The organism is Xanthomonas campestris pv. badrii, from assembly GCF_012848175.1.
GTDB lineage: Bacteria > Pseudomonadota > Gammaproteobacteria > Xanthomonadales > Xanthomonadaceae > Xanthomonas > Xanthomonas campestris_C.
Genome location: NZ_CP051651.1, coordinates 3917501 through 3932754, shown reverse-complemented (window position 1 = coordinate 3932754; position 15254 = coordinate 3917501). Strand labels below are relative to the sequence as shown.

At 67.7% G+C, this 15254-nt stretch carries 16 protein-coding genes (1 of these 16 cut by a window edge); 5 read left to right on the top strand and 11 right to left on the bottom strand.

Features of this window, described 5'->3' with window-relative positions; translation table 11 throughout:
* The first annotated feature begins 10 nt into the window (after window positions 1–10).
* Window positions 11–2356, top strand: a complete 2346-nt coding sequence (locus tag HG421_RS16680; protein WP_169707334.1) for a phosphomannomutase/phosphoglucomutase — start codon at window positions 11–13, stop codon at window positions 2354–2356.
* Between the two features lie 137 nt (window positions 2357–2493).
* Here HG421_RS16680 and HG421_RS16675 read toward each other — a convergent pair whose 3' ends face one another.
* The 9 genes from HG421_RS16675 to pyrE form a co-directional block, all read right to left on the bottom strand.
* Window positions 2494–3048: a hypothetical protein gene (locus tag HG421_RS16675; protein WP_248279404.1), complete on the bottom strand. Its 555-nt coding sequence runs from the start codon at window positions 3046–3048 to the stop codon at window positions 2494–2496.
* Window positions 3049–3308: 260 nt separating this feature from the next.
* Complete coding sequence (locus HG421_RS16670) at window positions 3309–3650, bottom strand: lipid-A-disaccharide synthase N-terminal domain-containing protein (RefSeq protein ID WP_169707333.1); 342 nt, start codon at window positions 3648–3650, stop codon at window positions 3309–3311.
* Window positions 3650–4372: a glycosyltransferase family 2 protein gene (locus HG421_RS16665; protein WP_169707332.1), complete on the bottom strand. Its 723-nt coding sequence runs from the start codon at window positions 4370–4372 to the stop codon at window positions 3650–3652. The genes HG421_RS16670 and HG421_RS16665 overlap by 1 nt, the downstream gene beginning before the upstream one ends.
* Before the next feature lie 237 nt (window positions 4373–4609).
* Complete coding sequence (locus HG421_RS16660; protein WP_169707331.1) at window positions 4610–5575, bottom strand: SDR family NAD(P)-dependent oxidoreductase; 966 nt, start codon at window positions 5573–5575, stop codon at window positions 4610–4612.
* Between the two features lie 19 nt (window positions 5576–5594).
* The gene (locus tag HG421_RS16655; protein ID WP_169707330.1) at window positions 5595–5933 is read right to left on the bottom strand and encodes a helix-hairpin-helix domain-containing protein; all 339 of its coding nucleotides are present in this window, start codon (window positions 5931–5933) and stop codon (window positions 5595–5597) included.
* A 28-nt stretch (window positions 5934–5961) separates the two neighbouring features.
* Complete coding sequence (locus HG421_RS16650; protein WP_169707329.1) at window positions 5962–6891, bottom strand: ParB/RepB/Spo0J family partition protein; 930 nt, start codon at window positions 6889–6891, stop codon at window positions 5962–5964.
* Window positions 6891–7688 carry a ParA family protein gene (locus HG421_RS16645; protein WP_003489066.1) on the bottom strand — a complete coding sequence of 266 codons (798 nt, stop codon included), beginning with the start codon at window positions 7686–7688 and terminating at the stop codon, window positions 6891–6893. The genes HG421_RS16650 and HG421_RS16645 overlap by 1 nt, the downstream gene beginning before the upstream one ends.
* Window positions 7689–7801: 113 nt before the next feature.
* Window positions 7802–8467 (bottom strand): hypothetical protein, encoded by a 666-nt coding sequence (locus HG421_RS16640; protein WP_169707328.1) that lies wholly within the window; start codon window positions 8465–8467, stop codon window positions 7802–7804.
* A gap of 22 nt (window positions 8468–8489) precedes the next feature.
* On the bottom strand, window positions 8490–9149 hold the full coding sequence (gene pyrE, locus HG421_RS16635) for an orotate phosphoribosyltransferase (RefSeq protein WP_169707327.1): 660 nt from the start codon (window positions 9147–9149) through the stop codon (window positions 8490–8492).
* Window positions 9150–9265: 116 nt separating this feature from the next.
* Between pyrE and HG421_RS16630 the strand changes: the two genes are divergently transcribed.
* The 3 genes from HG421_RS16630 (at window position 9266) to HG421_RS16620 (ending at window position 11889) form a co-directional block, all read left to right on the top strand.
* On the top strand, window positions 9266–10066 hold the full coding sequence (locus tag HG421_RS16630) for an exodeoxyribonuclease III (RefSeq protein WP_169707326.1): 801 nt from the start codon (window positions 9266–9268) through the stop codon (window positions 10064–10066).
* Window positions 10067–10307: 241 nt separating this feature from the next.
* Window positions 10308–11603: an AmpG family muropeptide MFS transporter gene (locus tag HG421_RS16625; protein ID WP_169707325.1), complete on the top strand. Its 1296-nt coding sequence runs from the start codon at window positions 10308–10310 to the stop codon at window positions 11601–11603.
* A gap of 58 nt (window positions 11604–11661) precedes the next feature.
* A complete protein-coding gene (locus HG421_RS16620; RefSeq protein WP_047692723.1) occupies window positions 11662–11889 on the top strand; it encodes a hypothetical protein in 228 nt (75 codons plus the stop codon).
* A 214-nt stretch (window positions 11890–12103) separates the two neighbouring features.
* Here HG421_RS16620 and HG421_RS16615 read toward each other — a convergent pair whose 3' ends face one another.
* On the bottom strand, window positions 12104–13237 hold the full coding sequence (locus HG421_RS16615; protein WP_169707324.1) for an anhydro-N-acetylmuramic acid kinase: 1134 nt from the start codon (window positions 13235–13237) through the stop codon (window positions 12104–12106).
* A 264-nt stretch (window positions 13238–13501) separates the two neighbouring features.
* Complete coding sequence (locus HG421_RS16610; protein WP_169707323.1) at window positions 13502–14920, bottom strand: M23 family metallopeptidase; 1419 nt, start codon at window positions 14918–14920, stop codon at window positions 13502–13504.
* 170 nt (window positions 14921–15090) lie between these two features.
* Here HG421_RS16610 and tyrS point away from each other — a divergent pair, with 170 nt between their 5' ends.
* A protein-coding gene (gene tyrS, locus HG421_RS16605) for a tyrosine--tRNA ligase (RefSeq protein ID WP_169707322.1) crosses the window boundary here: on the top strand, window positions 15091–15254 show its 5' end (the start). Its footprint extends 1048 nt past the window's final position; the window shows 164 of its 1212 coding nt (coding positions 1–164); it begins with the start codon at window positions 15091–15093; the stop codon falls past the right edge of the window.

The window sequence follows — 15254 nt, the reverse complement described above, 5'->3', positions numbered from 1 at the left end:
GGGGAGTCGCATGAGCAAGGCGAACGAGCGCAGGCAGTCGATGTCCAGCGTGCGTACGAGTGGTCCGGTATTGGGGGGCGTGTTGCTGCTGCTGGCCGCGTGGTTCGGCTGGAACAGCTATGCGCAGTGGCACGAAGAGTCGATTGCGCAGACCCTGGAGCAGGCCCGCGACCGTGCGGTGCAGGAGGTCGGCCAGGCGATGGCCGCGCAGGCCAGCCAGCTCGACGCCGTGCTCAAGCAACCAGCGGTCGTGACCGCGCTGGGCAACGGCGACGCATTGGCCGCCGCCTCGATCATTCGTGAGCGTTTCAAGGGCGCCGAGGACGTGCAGGTGCTGCCTGGCGACCTGGCCGCGGCCTACGCCAATCCCAAGGAGTTCGGTTACGCGCGCCTTAGCCTGCTCGAATCGGCGCAGGTGGCCGACCATGCGCAGGTGCGCGTGGTGCGCGACGCCAGGCAGGTGCGCCTGGGCGTGGCGGCCGCGGTGCGCCTGGGCGGGCAGCCGGCAGTGGCATATGCACGCTTGCCGCTGCTGCGCCTGACCGGCCCGCTGAATGCGATCGCGGTGCCCGGCAGCGCCTACCTGGCGCTGCGTCAGGGCGGTTACAACGTGACCCAACAAGGTGATGCGGCACTGGCCGATGCCGCCGAAACGCTGGCCAGGCCGCTGGGCAGCAGCGGCCTGCGCATGGCCGCCGCGGTGCCGCAGCGCGATGCCGGCCCGCTGGGCCTGGGCGCGATTGGCTGCGCCATCGTGGCGGGCTTGCTGGGCGTGATTGCCGTGTTGCTGGTGCTGGCCAGCCGTGGCCGGGTGGCCTTGCCGCGTCGCCGCGTCGCCGGCGCCACGACGGCCGACGAACCCACTTTCAGTCAAAGCCTGCAACACGACGCCAGCCTTGCCAGCGAGGCGGCTGCGCCGGATGAGGCAGCGCCGCCCGCCCCCCCAGCGCTGGTACCAGCGGTGCAGGTCGCCACCGAGATGTTCCGCGCCTACGACATCCGCGGCGTGGTCGGAAAAGAGCTCAATCCCGGCGTGGCGGCGCTGATCGGCCAGGCCATCGGCAGCGTGATGCAGGCACAGGGCCTGCGCGATGTGGTGGTGGGCCGCGACGGGCGCCTGTCCGGCCCGGAACTGACCAACGGGTTGATCGAAGGCCTGCGGCGTGCCGGCTGCAACGTCACCGACATCGGCCTGGCACCGACGCCGATGGTGTATTTCGGTGCATATGAGTTGCGTGCCGGCAGCTGCGTGGCGGTGACCGGCAGCCACAACCCACCGGACTACAACGGCTTCAAGATCGTCATTGGTGGCGAGACGCTGTCCGGCACGGCCATCGCCGAACTGCACCAGCGCATCAACGAAGGCCGCCTGCATACCGCCGCCGCGCCCGGCGAGCTGGAACAGCGCGATCTCAGCGATGCCTACATCCAGCGCATCGCCGATGACGTGCAGCTCGACCGCCCGATCAAGGTCGTCGTGGACGCCGGCAATGGCGCGGCCGGCGAGATCGCACCACGCCTGCTGGAGGCGATCAGTGCCGAAGTGATTCCGCTGTATTGCGACATCGACGGCACCTTCCCCAACCACCACCCCGACCCGAGCGAGCCGCACAATCTCGACGATCTGGTGACGATGGTGCAGCGTTTCGACGCGGATATCGGCGTGGCCTTCGACGGCGACGCCGATCGCCTGGGCGTGGTGACCAAGGAGGGCACGGTGGTGTTCCCCGACCGCCTGCTGATGCTGTTCGCCGCCGATGTGCTGCAGCGCAATCCCGGCGCGTTGGTCATCTACGACGTGAAGTGCACCGGCAAGCTGTCCGATTACGTGCTGCGCAATGGCGGCAGCCCGCTGATGTGGAAGACCGGGCATTCGCTGATCAAGTCGAAGATGCGCGAAACCGATGCCGAGCTGGCCGGCGAGATGAGCGGGCATTTCTTCTTCAAGGAGCGCTGGTACGGCTTCGACGACGGCATCTACGCCGCGGCGCGCCTGCTGGAAATCCTGGCCCAGCGCGAGCAAACCCCGTCCGAAGTGCTGGATGCCCTGCCCGAGAGCGTCTCCACGCCGGAGATCAAGGTGCCGGTGGAAGGCGATGCGCATGCGCTGGTGGCGCGCTTTGTCGCGCGTGCGCAGGCGGGCGAAGAATCGCCGTTCGAGTCGGCACGCCTGTCCACCATCGACGGCCTGCGGGCGGACTTCGCGGACGGCTGGGGCCTGGTGCGGGCCTCCAACACCACGCCGATCCTGGTGTTGCGGTTCGAAGCCGACAGCGAGGCGGCCCTGGAGCGCATCCGCGCGCTGTTCCGCAGCCAATTGCAGGCACTGTTGCCCGAGCATCCGCTGGCGTTCTGAGCCCGGGGGCGTCGCCGCCAGCGGCGTCGCTCCTCCAACGGAAGCGCCGTTGGTCGCGGCGCCGTAGAACGGCGGCGAAGGCGAAGCGGGCGCGCCACATCGGCAAGCACGGAAGCAGGAGTGCCGCAGCAGCAGGCTCAGCATTCGCTGCCGCTGCTGCCGGCATTGCCGGCCACCGCATGCAGGTGCAGGCCGTTGGCCACAACCGCCGGTTCGATGGCTTGAGAGCCGTCGCGCTGCAGCCACACCGCATCCCAATACGGATACGCGCCGATCCGGTCGACCAACCCGGCGCGCAACGGCGAGGCCACCAGGCTGCGCGCGAACTGGCGGTGATCGATATCCGCGGGAAGCGCCGCCGCCTGCATCTCCGGTTGCCAGATGGTGCCGCCGCGCCCGCGTGCGCGATTGACCGCTTCGCCGGCTGCCAGCCGTGCGGCGCCCGCCAGTTGCAGCAAGCCCGCCTTGCCTGGCGCCTGCAGCAAGCCGCACCAGTGCTGTGGCAGCAGCACCCAGCACAGCAGCTGCGCACCGTGCCAGTGGCGCGGCATCGCCAAGGTGGCCGCGGCCGCACGCGCGCAGCGCCAGTCCGCGAACAACGGTACGCCTTGATGGGTGGGCAGGCACAGATGCCAATACGCCGCAGTGGGCGCTGGCACGAAAACCGAACAAGGGACGGATGCGCTGGACATGTCCACAGCCTGCCCGCGCCGTCAGGGCATCACCATCATCCAGCCGCGCATCACCGCGTCGGCCACCTGCGCAACGCCGCGTAAGAATCAGGCGCCAGCTACAGCCCTTACTCGCAACGCGGCCAGCCACAAAGACAACTTGGCGCCGTCTGGAGCGATCTATCCACCAACACGGCTTGTACGCGCCGACTACCGACTACCGACCAATCCCCAATCCCCAATCCCCAATCCCCAATCCCAGCCCCTCAATGCCCAGCCCCTCAATGCCCAGCCCGATCGCGCTTCCAGCCGCGATGCTTCACATCCAGGTACAGGCTGTAAACCGCAGTGAACGCCGGAAACAGGTTCTGCAGCACGCCCACCGAATCCTGCTTGGCCGAGAACACGAAGTAGCTCAGCGTCATCAGGCTGCCGACCACGCTCATGTACCAGAACAGCCGCGGGATCACCGGTTTGCCGGCGCGCTTGGAGGCAACGAACTGCACTAGCCAGCGGCCGCCGAACATCAGCGCGCCCACATAGCCGATCAGCTTCCAGCCGGTGACATGGATGCCGGTCCAGTACAGCCAGGTCAGCTGTTGATCGAGAAACGACGGTTCCATCAACGTTCCACCACCACGGTGCGCTTGCTGCGGGTGATCAGCCACGCCACCCCGCGCAGGTCGCGGACGCCCACCAGTGCGCGATTGAGATTGTTGTACTTGGACACGCCGGCGGTGCGATGGCGGTGGTTCACCGGCACGCTCACCGTGCGCCAGCCGGCGCGTTGCATCAGGGCCGGCAGGTAACGGTGCATATGGTCGAAATAGGGCAGGTCCAGGAACGCTTCGCGCTCGAACAGCTTGATGCCGCATCCGGTATCGGGCGTGTTGTCCTGCAGCATGCGCGAGCGGATCGCGTTGGCCCACTTGCTGGCCCAGCGCTTGGACCCCGAATCCTGGCGGTTGACCCGCCAGCCGGCAAACAGCTTGACCTGCGGCTGCGCCTGGCTGCGCGCGATGAGCAGCTTGGGGATGTCGGCCGGGTCGTTCTGGCCGTCGCCATCCAGGGTGGCGATCCAGCTGGCGCGCGCGGCCTTGACTCCGCTGCGTACCGCCGTGCTTTGCCCGCTCTGGGTCGCGTGATGCAGCACGCGCAGTTCCGGCGTGGTGGCCTTCAGACCTTGCAGCACGGCCAGGGTGTCATCGCGCGAGTGGTCGTCGACATAGACGATTTCAAAGGCCACCAGGCCGCGCAGTGCTGCGACGATTTCGCCGACCAGGGCCGCGACGTTGTCGCGTTCGTTGAACACCGGGACGACGACGGAAAGCTGAGGTTGGCTCATGGATTCGTGGTGGCCGGAGGAGGGCAGAGCAAAAAAGATCGCGCATTGTGCCCTGAGCGTCTGAGTCAGGCATGAAGCCTGTGCGCATTAACCGACCTGTCATGCGCACAAGCGGCCGGGAGCGTGTAGGGCCGGCTTGCCTTGGCACGCAGACGGCATGCTCTCCGCTGCAGTGTACGGGGTGCGGCGGCGGCCGAGCGCTCCCTGGCCTGCGGCGTCACCCGCGCTGCAACACGCTCAGGCGCGGTCGCCGAAGTAGTTCCGGCACCAGTCCACCACCTGCGGCAGCCCGCGTTCGACCGGCGTGGCCGGATCGAAGCCGAAGGCCGCCTGCGCGCGCCGGGTGTCGGCCATGGTGCGGAGCATGTCGCCCGGTTGCATCGGCTTGTAGACCTTCTCGGCCGGGCGACCGGCGGCCTGGGCGATCACCTCGATGAAGGTCTCCAGCTCCACCGGCGTGTGGTTGCCCAGGTTGAACACCCGGTGCGGCACCGGCGCGTCGCTGGGCGTGTCCAGCGCGCCGAGCACGCCGGCCACGATGTCGTCCACGAAGGTGAAGTCGCGCTGCATCCTGCCGTGGTTGAACACCTCGATCGGGCGCCCGGCCAGCACCGCGCGGCTGAAGATCAGCGGCGCCATGTCCGGCCGGCCCCATGGACCGTACACGGTGAAAAAGCGCAGCCCGGTCGCGCGCAGGCCGTACAACTGCGCATAGGTGTAGCCCATCAGTTCGTTGGCGGCCTTGGTCGCGGCATACAACGAGCGCGGCTGGTCCACGCGCTGGTCTTCGGAGAACGGCGGGGTGGCCGAGTCGCCGTAGACCGAGCTGCTGGAGGCATACACCAGATGCTGCACGCCGCGGTGCCGACACAGCTCGAGCATGTTGACGAAGCCGGCCAGGTTGCTGTCGACATAGGCATGCGGGTTTTCCAGCGAGTAGCGCACGCCGGCCTGCGCGGCCAGGTGCACCACGCGGGTGGGCTGGATCTGATCGAACAATGCGGCCAGGCCGTCGCGGTCGGTCAGGTCCAGCGTGCGGATGTCGATGCCGGGGCACAGCGCCACCACCCTGTCGCGCTTGAGCTGCGGGTCGTAGTAACTGTTGTAGTTGTCCAGGCCCACCACCGTCTCACCGCGTGCAGCCAGCGCGCGGCAGGTGTAGGCACCGATGAAACCGGCGGCGCCGGTGACGAGAATGGTCATGGCAGTAGTCCTGAAGACATCAAGTACGAAGGGCGGAATCGCCAGATGGCGGCTCCGCCGTCAGCGCGGGTCGGCTCGCCAGGATCGCCTTGCGCTCGGCGCTGAATTCCCACCAGTGGCGTGGCGCCTCGCCCTGCATGAAGCGCACGATCGACAGAAACACATCGATCACGCACGGGTCCTGCCGCACCCCGCTGCGCTGGCAGAGTTGGGCATGCATCTCGAACGCATCGCGGCCACGCAGCTGCGCCGGCTCGTGGATGCCGAGAAGATGCAGATCCTGTACGCAGGCCGGACCGACATTGGGCAGGTCGGTCAGGCGCCGCAGCTGCGCGCGGTCGACCTTGGCAGGATGCATCGGTGCTCCTCGTGCGCGGGCCGCGGCCTTAACCCTTGTGCAGGCGCAGCCGTTCCAGCACGCCTTCCAGCGTGTCCAGGTCGGTGTAGTGGATCACCAGCTTGCCCTTGCCGCCGCGGCCGTGATTGAACACTACCTTGGTGCCCAGCGATTCGGACAGTTCGGTTTCCAGCGAGGCGATGTCGGCCTGCGGCGCAACCGGCGTCGGCTTGCCACGGCGCAGCCCGCCCGGCACCTTGCCGGCGGCAAACTGCTGTGCGCGGTGTTCGACCTCGCGTACCGACCAGCCCTGGTCGGCCGCTTCCTGGGCCAGCTTGCTGGCCAGTTCCGGCGCCAGGGTCAGCAGCGCACGCGCATGGCCCATTTCCAGGCGGCGGGTTTCCAGCAGCACCCGGATCGCCACCGGCAGTTCCAGCAGCCGCAGCAGGTTGGACACCGACGCACGCGAGCGGCCCACCGCTTCGGCGGCCTCGGCATGGGTCAGCGAAAATTCGTCGATCAGCCGCTGCAGCGCCTGCGCTTCTTCCAGCGGGTTGAGGTCTTCGCGCTGGATGTTCTCGATCAGCGCCATCGCGATGACGGTGCGGTCGTCCAGCTCGCGCACCACCACCGGCACGTCGGTCAGCCCGGCCAGCTGCGAGGCGCGCCAGCGGCGTTCGCCGGCCACGATCTCGAACTGTCCCGGCGCCAGCTCGCGCGCCACGATCGGCTGGATCACGCCCTGCGCCTTGATCGACTCCGCCAGCTCGGCCAGCTTGACCTCGTCCATCTCCCGGCGCGGCTGGTACTTGCCCGGCTGCAGCTGGGTCACCGCCAAGGTGCGCAGGGTGTCGCCGGGCTGCAAGGCCTGTTCGTCGGCACCGGCCGGTGCTGCGGCGGCGGCCGCACCCTTGGGCCCCAGCAGCGCTTCCAGGCCGCGGCCCAGGCCACGCTTCTTTGCCAGCGGCGGCTTGCTCATCAGACGGTCTCCACGGGCCGGACGGCCTTGTTGCGGTCGTTCTGGCGGCGCACGATCTCGCCGGCCAGGCCCAGGTAGGCCACCCCGCCACGCGAGGTGCGGTCGTAGCCCACGATGCTCTGTCCATGGCTGGGTGCCTCGGCCAGGCGCACGTTGCGCGGCACGATGGTGCGGAACACCTTGTCGCCGAAATGCTCGGTCAGCTCGGCCGACACCGCATTGGCCAGGTTGTTGCGGATGTCGAACATGGTGCGCAGCACGCCTTCGATTTCCAGCGCCGGGTTGAGGTTGGCGCGCAGCGCTTCGATGGTTTCCAGCAGCGCGGTCAACCCTTCCAGCGCGTAGTACTCGCACTGCATCGGCACGATGATCGAATCGGCCGCGGTCAGCGCGTTGAGCGTCAGCAGCGACAGCGCCGGCGGGCAGTCGATCAGGATGAAGTCGTACTCGTCGCGGATCGGCGCCAGTGCGCGCTTGAGCCGCTGCTCGCGCTCGCCCTGGTCCATCAGCTGGATCTCGGCGGCGGTCAGGTCGATGTTGCCCGGCAGCAGGTCGAAGCCTTCCGGCGCGGTGACCCGGATCTGCGCAGCGCTGTTCTCGCCCAGCAGCAGGTCGCAGGTGGAGGCAGCCACATCGCGCTTGTCGATGCCGCTGCCCATGGTGGCGTTGCCCTGCGAGTCCAGATCCACCAGCAACACGCGCTTGGGCGCGCGCGCCAGGCCGGCCGCCAGATTGACTGCCGTCGTGGTCTTGCCGACGCCGCCTTTCTGGTTGGCAATGGCGATGATCCGGGCCATGCGGGAGAGCCTCGTGGGCAAGGAGTAAGACCAGCCATTATGCGGGCAGGGCGTCGGATCGGGAAATGCCGCCCGTGGCGGCGGTGCCCACGCGCGGGAATGACCGCCGCGGCTCAGCCGGCGGGCGCGGCGCTGCCGGAGGGCGCCTGCATGGCGCGGTAGCGCTGCAGGATGTCGGCGATCTCGCCGTCCAGCGCCACCCGTTGCTGCTCGAAGCTGGTCTGCAGGCGCAATTGCGCCATCAATTCGCGATGGCGTTGCTGGATGTCGCCGGCCAGCTTGTTCGCCACCGCCTGGCCGGCCAGCTCACGGTCGCCGGCGGCGCGCAGCAGGGTGGCCAATCCCTCGCGCAGGCTGGTCACGTTGAAGCGTGCGGTGTGGATGTTGTTGTCGACGATGGCGATGCGCTCGTTGAACACGCGGCGCAGGTCGTCCTCGCTCTGATACGACATCAGCATCGCCTGGTCGGTGCGCTTGCGCATCTGCTCTGCGGCCAGATCGGCCTGGCGCTGCTGCTCGCTGGCCGCGGCGGCGGCGCGCTCGTCGCTGTTCATGGCCCGCTGCACCTCGGCGCTGCGCAGCCCGCTCTTGGCGTTGAACTCGTCGCGCGCCTGGTTCACCGCCTCCGGCGGCAGCGTATCGCTGCACACCCGGGTGCCGTTCTGGTTCCAGCAATACAGTTTCTTTGCCGCCGTCTTGTCCTGCGCGATGGCAGGCGCGGCGGCGAGGGCCGCCATGACGGCGGCGCATAATGCCAAACGTGTGTATTTCGGCATCATCGCAGCCCCCTGTCGCCTGCCGTCAGCCTGTGGTGTCGGTTCCGTAGCGGCCACGATAGGCCAGCAGCGGTTCCCGGTAGCCGACAAGGTCGGCGTTTCCTTGCGCAAAAGCAAGCAGGTCGGCGAGGTTGGCCACCGCGATCACTGCAATGCCGGCCTCGGCCGCCACCGCCTGCGCCGCCGAACGGCGGTCCTGCTCGGAGGCGATCTCCTGCCGGTCCAGCGCCACCACGATGCCGGCCGGGGTGCCGCCGGCTGCGCGGATGATGCCCAGCGCCTCACGGATGGCGGTACCGGCGGTGATCACGTCGTCCACGATCAGCACCTTGCGGCCGGCCAGCGGCGCCCCGATCAGGGTGCCGCCTTCGCCATGGTCCTTGGCCTCCTTGCGATTGAACGCCAGCGGCAGGTCGCGGCCGCGTCCGGCGTAGGCGCAGGCCAGCGCCGTCGCCAACGGGATGCCCTTGTAGGCCGGCCCGAACACCAGATCGAACTCCACCCCGGCCGCGTCGATCGCATCGGCATAGCACTGCGCCAGCTGCGCCGTCTTGGCCCCGGAATCGAAGCGCCCGGCGTTGAAGAAATACGGACTGAGCCGCCCGGACTTGAGCGTGAACTCGCCAAAGCGCAGGGCATCGGCGTCCAGGGCCAGCTGCAGGAATCGGGTGCGGTGGTCGGTCATGGGGGGAATGGGGATTGGGGAATCGGGAATGGTAAACGCATCGTGCGCCAGCAGCCTTCCAGACGGCAGTGGGGTACGCTTTACGATTCCCCATTTCCGATTCCCCATTCCCGCCCATGCGCATCATCAGCTTCAACGCCAATGGCCTGCGATCGGCCGCCAGCAAGGGGTTTTTCGACTGGTTCGTCGCCCAGGACGCGGATGTGCTGTGCATCCAGGAGACCAAGGCCCAGGAGCACCAGCTGGCCGGGCCGGAATTCCTGCCGGCCGGCTATCAGGCCTGGTTTCGCGATGCCAGTACCAAGAAGGGCTATAGCGGGGTGGCGATCTACGCCCGGCGCGAACCCGACGAGGTACGCACCGCGCTGGGCTGGCCCGAGTTCGACGAAGAAGGGCGCTACATCGAAGCGCGTTTCGGCAACCTCAGCGTGGTGTCCTTCTATATCCCGTCCGGCTCGTCGGGCCAATTGCGCCAGGACTACAAGTTCCAGGTGATGCAGTGGCTGCGGCCGATCCTGGACCAGTGGCTGGCCAGCGGCCGCCAGTACGTGCTATGCGGCGACTGGAACATCGTGCGCACCGCGCTGGACATCAAGAACTGGAAGTCCAACCAGAAGAATTCCGGCTGCCTGCCGCCCGAGCGCGACTGGCTCAACGGCCTGTGCGCCGATGCGGCAAGCGAGGCCAGCGCCGCCGACGGCCGCGGCTGGGTCGACAGTTACCGCGTGCTGCATCCGCAGGGCCAGGACTACACCTGGTGGAGCAACCGCGGCGCCGCGCGCGCCAACAACGTGGGGTGGCGCATCGACTATCAATTGGTCACCCCCGGCCTGCGCGAGGCACTGCGGGCCTGCGCGATCTACCGCGAGCAGCGCTTCTCCGACCATGCGCCGTATGTCGTGGATTACGCGCTGTGAGTGAGGCCGCACAGTGGGTCGGCGCTGGACTGGGCAGGAGTGCCGCTACCCAGGATTGGCGTACGCCCAGTGGCCTGGCGCAGGCGGGCATCACGCGCATGCGGGCGGCAGCCCACCGCAGCGCAATGGCTGCAGATCCTTCAGGGAGCCGATTGTGCGTTTGCGGCAGCCCGGCCGGCGCCGCGGTCGGTAACACTGCCCGCACTGCATCGACCAGCATCCGATCCCACCGGCCGCACGCATGAGCAAGCCCGCACCCAAGTACAAAGGCCTGCGCGGCATCCGGCACGCCTTCGCCACGCCATCGGCGGCGACCATGGCATTGTTGGGTTTTGGCAGCGGCCTGCCGTTCCTGTTGATCGCCTCGCAGACCCTGTCCACCCGGCTGCGCGACGTCGGGCTGGATCTGGGCAGCATCGGCCTGATCAGCCTGGCCAGCTTCTTCTACCTGCTCAAGTTCCTGTGGGCGCCACTGATCGACCGCTACGCGTTTCCGCTCACGGCCTTCCTCGGCCGCCGCCGCTCCTGGCTGCTGGTCGCGCAACTCGGCGTCACCATTGGCTTGGTTGCGCTGGCATTCTCGCGCCCGGACCTGAGCGTGACGGGGCTGGTGAGCTGGGTGCTGTTCGCCTCGTTCTGGGGCGCCACCCAGGATTCGGTGGTGGATGCCTACCGCATCGAGATCGCACCGGAAACCGCGCAGGCAGCGCTGGCCGCGACCTACACCCTGGGGTACCGCATCGGCCTGATCCTGGGCGGCGCCGGTGCGCTGTACATGGCCGAATACCTCGACTGGACCTGGGCATACCTGGGCATGTCGGCGCTGATGCTGCTGCCGATCATCACCACGCTGGTGTGCCGCGAGCCCGACCGACCCGAAGCCACGGTGGTCCGCCGCGTGGATGTGGCAGGAGCGTTCTGGCAACCCATCTCCAGCTTCTTTTCCGGCAACGGCGTGGCGTTGGGGGTCGTGCTGCTGCTGTTCGTGGGCTTGTACAAGTTCCCGGACCAGGTAATCGGCGTGATGGCCGGGCCGTTCTATCTGGATTCCGGCTACACCAAGGCCGATATCGCCACCGTCTCCAAGCTGTTCGGCGTGTGGATCGGGATTGTGGGTGCCTTTGCCGGCGGCGCAGCAGTGGCGGCATTCGGCTTCCGTCGCATGTTGCTGGTGGCTGCGCTGGGGGTGGCGTTGTCCAACCTGGCCTTCCTGCTGATGGCGCACAACCCGGGCAAGCTGTGGGCGTTCTACGCCGCGCTCAGCGCAGACAACCTTTTCCAGGGCTTCGCAGCCACCGTGCTGGTGGCCTTCATGTCGTCGCTGACCGACCGCAACTTCACCGCCACGCAATACGCATTGCTGGTATCGCTGGCCAATCTGCCGGGCAAGTTCGCTGGCGGCGTGTCCGGGTTTCTGGTCCAGGCCACGTCCTACAGCACCTTCTTCATCCTCAGCGCCCTGACGGTGATCCCGACCCTGATGCTATTGGCCTGGCTCTGGCCGCGCCTGTTGGCACACGACAGGCAGCCGGATTGAAACCGCCGTCAAGGTTGTCGATGATGCCGACGGGGCACTGCATCGCACGAGGAAGGGCATGACCGATCTGGTGTTGCGTGACATCGATCCGCTGCTGGTGGACCGCATCCGCCGCATTTCCGTCGCACGGGGCTGGACCCAGCACCAGACCGTCATGCATCTGCTCGAACAAGGCCTGTTCGCCAGCGAATACGAAGTCACCGGCGGCCTGCAGCATCCAGAAGTCGATGCCCTGGCCGAAGCGATTGCCGCGCTCAAAGCGCTGCCGGCCGGGAACAATCCCTAGCGGCAGGCGAACTGCGGCGGCTGCCAGGCAGGGTTGGAAAGGGCCGATCCGCAACACGCGCAGCGGTGGAGCATCCTGACCCTCAACCAGCGGGCCACCTGATCGGCGCCAGGCAAGCCCGTTCCAAGCCCGGATGGCAGCCGGCCCCAGCCCACGTTCGCCCCAACCGTCTAATCCTCTTGCGCCGGCTGCTGGCAATGGCCTGGAAAGACCCTCAGGCCGGATGGATCGCCCCCAGCAACCGCGGCCCCGTCGCGCCGGTGACCAACGGCAGGTTCGCCGGGCGTCCGGCCAGGAGTTCGGCCGCCAGCCAGGCAAACCCCATCGCTTCCAGATAATCCGGATCCAGCCCATGCCGCGCGCTGGATTCCACCACCACCCCCGGCAGCCGCGCCGCCAGGCGTGCCATCAGCACCGGATTGCGCACGCCGCCGCCACAGACCAGCACCCGGCGGGTCTGCGGCTGCAGCCGCAGCAAGGCGTCGGCCACGATGGCCGCGGTGAGTTCCAGCAAGGTCGCCTGCACATCGGCCGGGCGCAGGCGCGCATCGCCCATCGCCTGCATCACCCAGGCCAGGTGGAACTGCTCGCGCCCGGTGCTCTTGGGCGGCGCCAGCGCAAACCATGGGTCGGCCAGCAACGCCTGCAGCAGGCGCGCGTCCACCTGGCCACTGGCCGCGAACGCACCGTCGGCATCGAACGCGGTGCCGTGATGCTGCTGGCACCAGCTGTCCAGCAGCGCGTTGGCCGGCCCGGTATCGAAGCCCAGTACCGTGCCGTCGCGCGGGATCAGCGTCAGGTTGCCGATGCCACCCAGGTTGAGCACCGCGCGGTCTTCATCGCCCGTACCCAGCATCGCCAGATGAAACGCCGGCATCAGCGGCGCGCCCTGTCCACCGGCAGCGACATCGCGGCGGCGGAAGTCGGCCACCGTGGTCAGGCCGGTATGCTCGGCGATCCGGCTGGCATCGCCGATCTGCCAGGTAAAGGCCGGATCCCCGTTCGGCCGGTGGCGGATGGTCTGCCCATGCGAGCCGATCGCGCGAATACCTGCGCGCGCCACCCCGGCCTCGTCGATGAGCTGGTTGGCCGCGTCGGCAAACGCCAGCCCCACCTGTGCATCCAGCCGTCCAAGCGCATCGATGGCGACCGTCTCCGCGCCCTGGCCCAGCGCAACCAGCAGCTTGCGCAACGCCGGCGCCCACGGCACCGTGATGCCCGCCACCAACGCGCAGCGGCGATGGCTGTCGTCGGCAAAGCGCACCAACGCCGCGTCGATGCCGTCGGCGCTGGTGCCCGACATCAGGCCCAGGTAAAGCGGGGAGTCAACGTGTTCCAAAGCAGGCATGCCGGAGTCAGAGATGCGTGGCCGTCCAGCTTGTGCAGCCGGAGCAGGGTCGTCAACTGCTCCCGCGGTCGAAAGCAGTGGTCATCGGCTGCGTCCAGCTCTGCCGGCACGCCTGGCACCGGCGACGGGGCATTGCTGTCGTAGCGAGATGGCATGGGAAGCAACCAACCGGTGTCGCCTGTTATGCAATCCCAGCCGATGGCCGCTCCACTGCAGGCGCTGAGCCGCCGGTCTGCCGGCGGCAATTGCAGCGCTAGGTCGCGCTCAGCCGCGCGACTTGCCCTTGGCCGGCTTGCCGGCATCGGCGTAGATCAGCTTTTCCATTCCTTCGATGCGCGCCATCGCAGGTGCGGTCTGCGCGCGGAAGGCGGCCAGTTCGGCGCCCTGCAACGGTTCCGGCGGCGGCATGGTCACCGACATCGGGTTGCGCTGCTGCCCGGCCACGCGGAATTCGTAATGCAGGTGCGGGCCGGTCGCCAGGCCAGTCATGCCGACATAGCCGATCACCGTGCCCTGGTTGATGCGCTGGCCGGCCTTGATCTTGCCAAAGCGCGACATATGGCCGTACAGCGTGCTGTAGTTCTTGCCGTGGTCCAGGATCACCACATTGCCGTAGCCGCGCTGGGTGCCGACGAACACCACCCGCGCATCGCCGGCGGCCATGATCGGGGTGCCCGAAGCGGCCGCGTAATCCACACCCTTATGCATGCGCATCGTGCCCAGCACCGGGTGCCGGCGTGCGCCGAAGGTGGAGCTGATGCGGCTATACGCCACCGGCATGCGGATGAAGCTTTTCTTCAGCGGGCGGCCGGTGATGTCGTAGTACTCGGCCGGCTTGCCGGCGCGCTCGAAGCGGAAGCCGGTGTAGGTCTTGCCGCCGGTGGTGAAGGTTGCCGCCAGGATGTCGCCGGTACTGATGCGCTCGCCCTCGCGCCAGGTTTCGTCCATCACCACGCTGAAACGGTCGCCGGGCTGCAGGTCCTTGTCGAAGTCGATGTCGTACTTGAAGATCTCGTCGGTCATGATCGCCACCGCTGCCGGCGACAACCCGGACTTGTCCGCCGAGGCGTACAACGAGCTGGTGATCTCGCCACTGGCCACCACCGTACGCGTGGTCGTCGCCCGTTCGGTCACGTTCTCGCGCACGCTGTCGCCCAGCAGGCGCAGTTCCACCCGGTGGCTGTCGTCGCGATCAAAGCGCAGGGCCCGCAACTGGCCGGGCGTGGGCATGTCGAACGCGATTTCCGCGCCCGGGCGCAGCTTGGTCAGCGCCTCCTTGGTGCCGGGATGCGACAGCACCTGGTACATCACCGTGGTCGGAATTCCCAATTCGCCGAACAAGGTGCTCAGCGTCTGGCCCGGCTTGACCTGCAGGATCTCCCACTCGGTACTCGGCGCCAGCTGCTTGCGGCTGGGCACCAGCGGCGGCAAGGGCAATGCCAGCGTGGAGTGGCTGGACAGCGGGGTGTCGATCGCATTGGAGAAACCGGGCACGATGGTCGCCACCATCGCGCCGATGGTGGCGAACAGGCTGGCGTGGATCCAGTGGCGGCGCGTCCAACGGTCGTTGAAGGCGGCCGGCAGGTGCGCCTTGAGCTTGCGATGCAGTGCAGTGTCGTGAAGAACGTGGAGGCGTTCGTGGAAGCGCCGCTTGCGTGCACGGCCCTGCTCGGAGTTCTGCATCGTTCAATGTCCTCGATGGCTCGAAGTGCGAGCCCAATCGCCGGTACCATAGACAGGCTGTAACAGCGCGTCAAACCATTGAGCCTGTTCATTATTTTCACTTGGCGCGGAATTAACCCGCGTTTAACATCATTCACGTTGTTGACGGCAAACGCCGCTGGAGTCCGTGGTTGGCCACTCTCGAAGAATCCCTCGCACTCATCGGCCGTGGCGCCGACGAGATTCTCAAGCTCGATCAGCTCGAAGTGCGCCTGAAATCCGGCGTCCCGCTGCGGGTGAAGGCCGGCTTCGATCCCACCGCGCCGGACCTGCATCTGGGCCATACCGTGCTGCT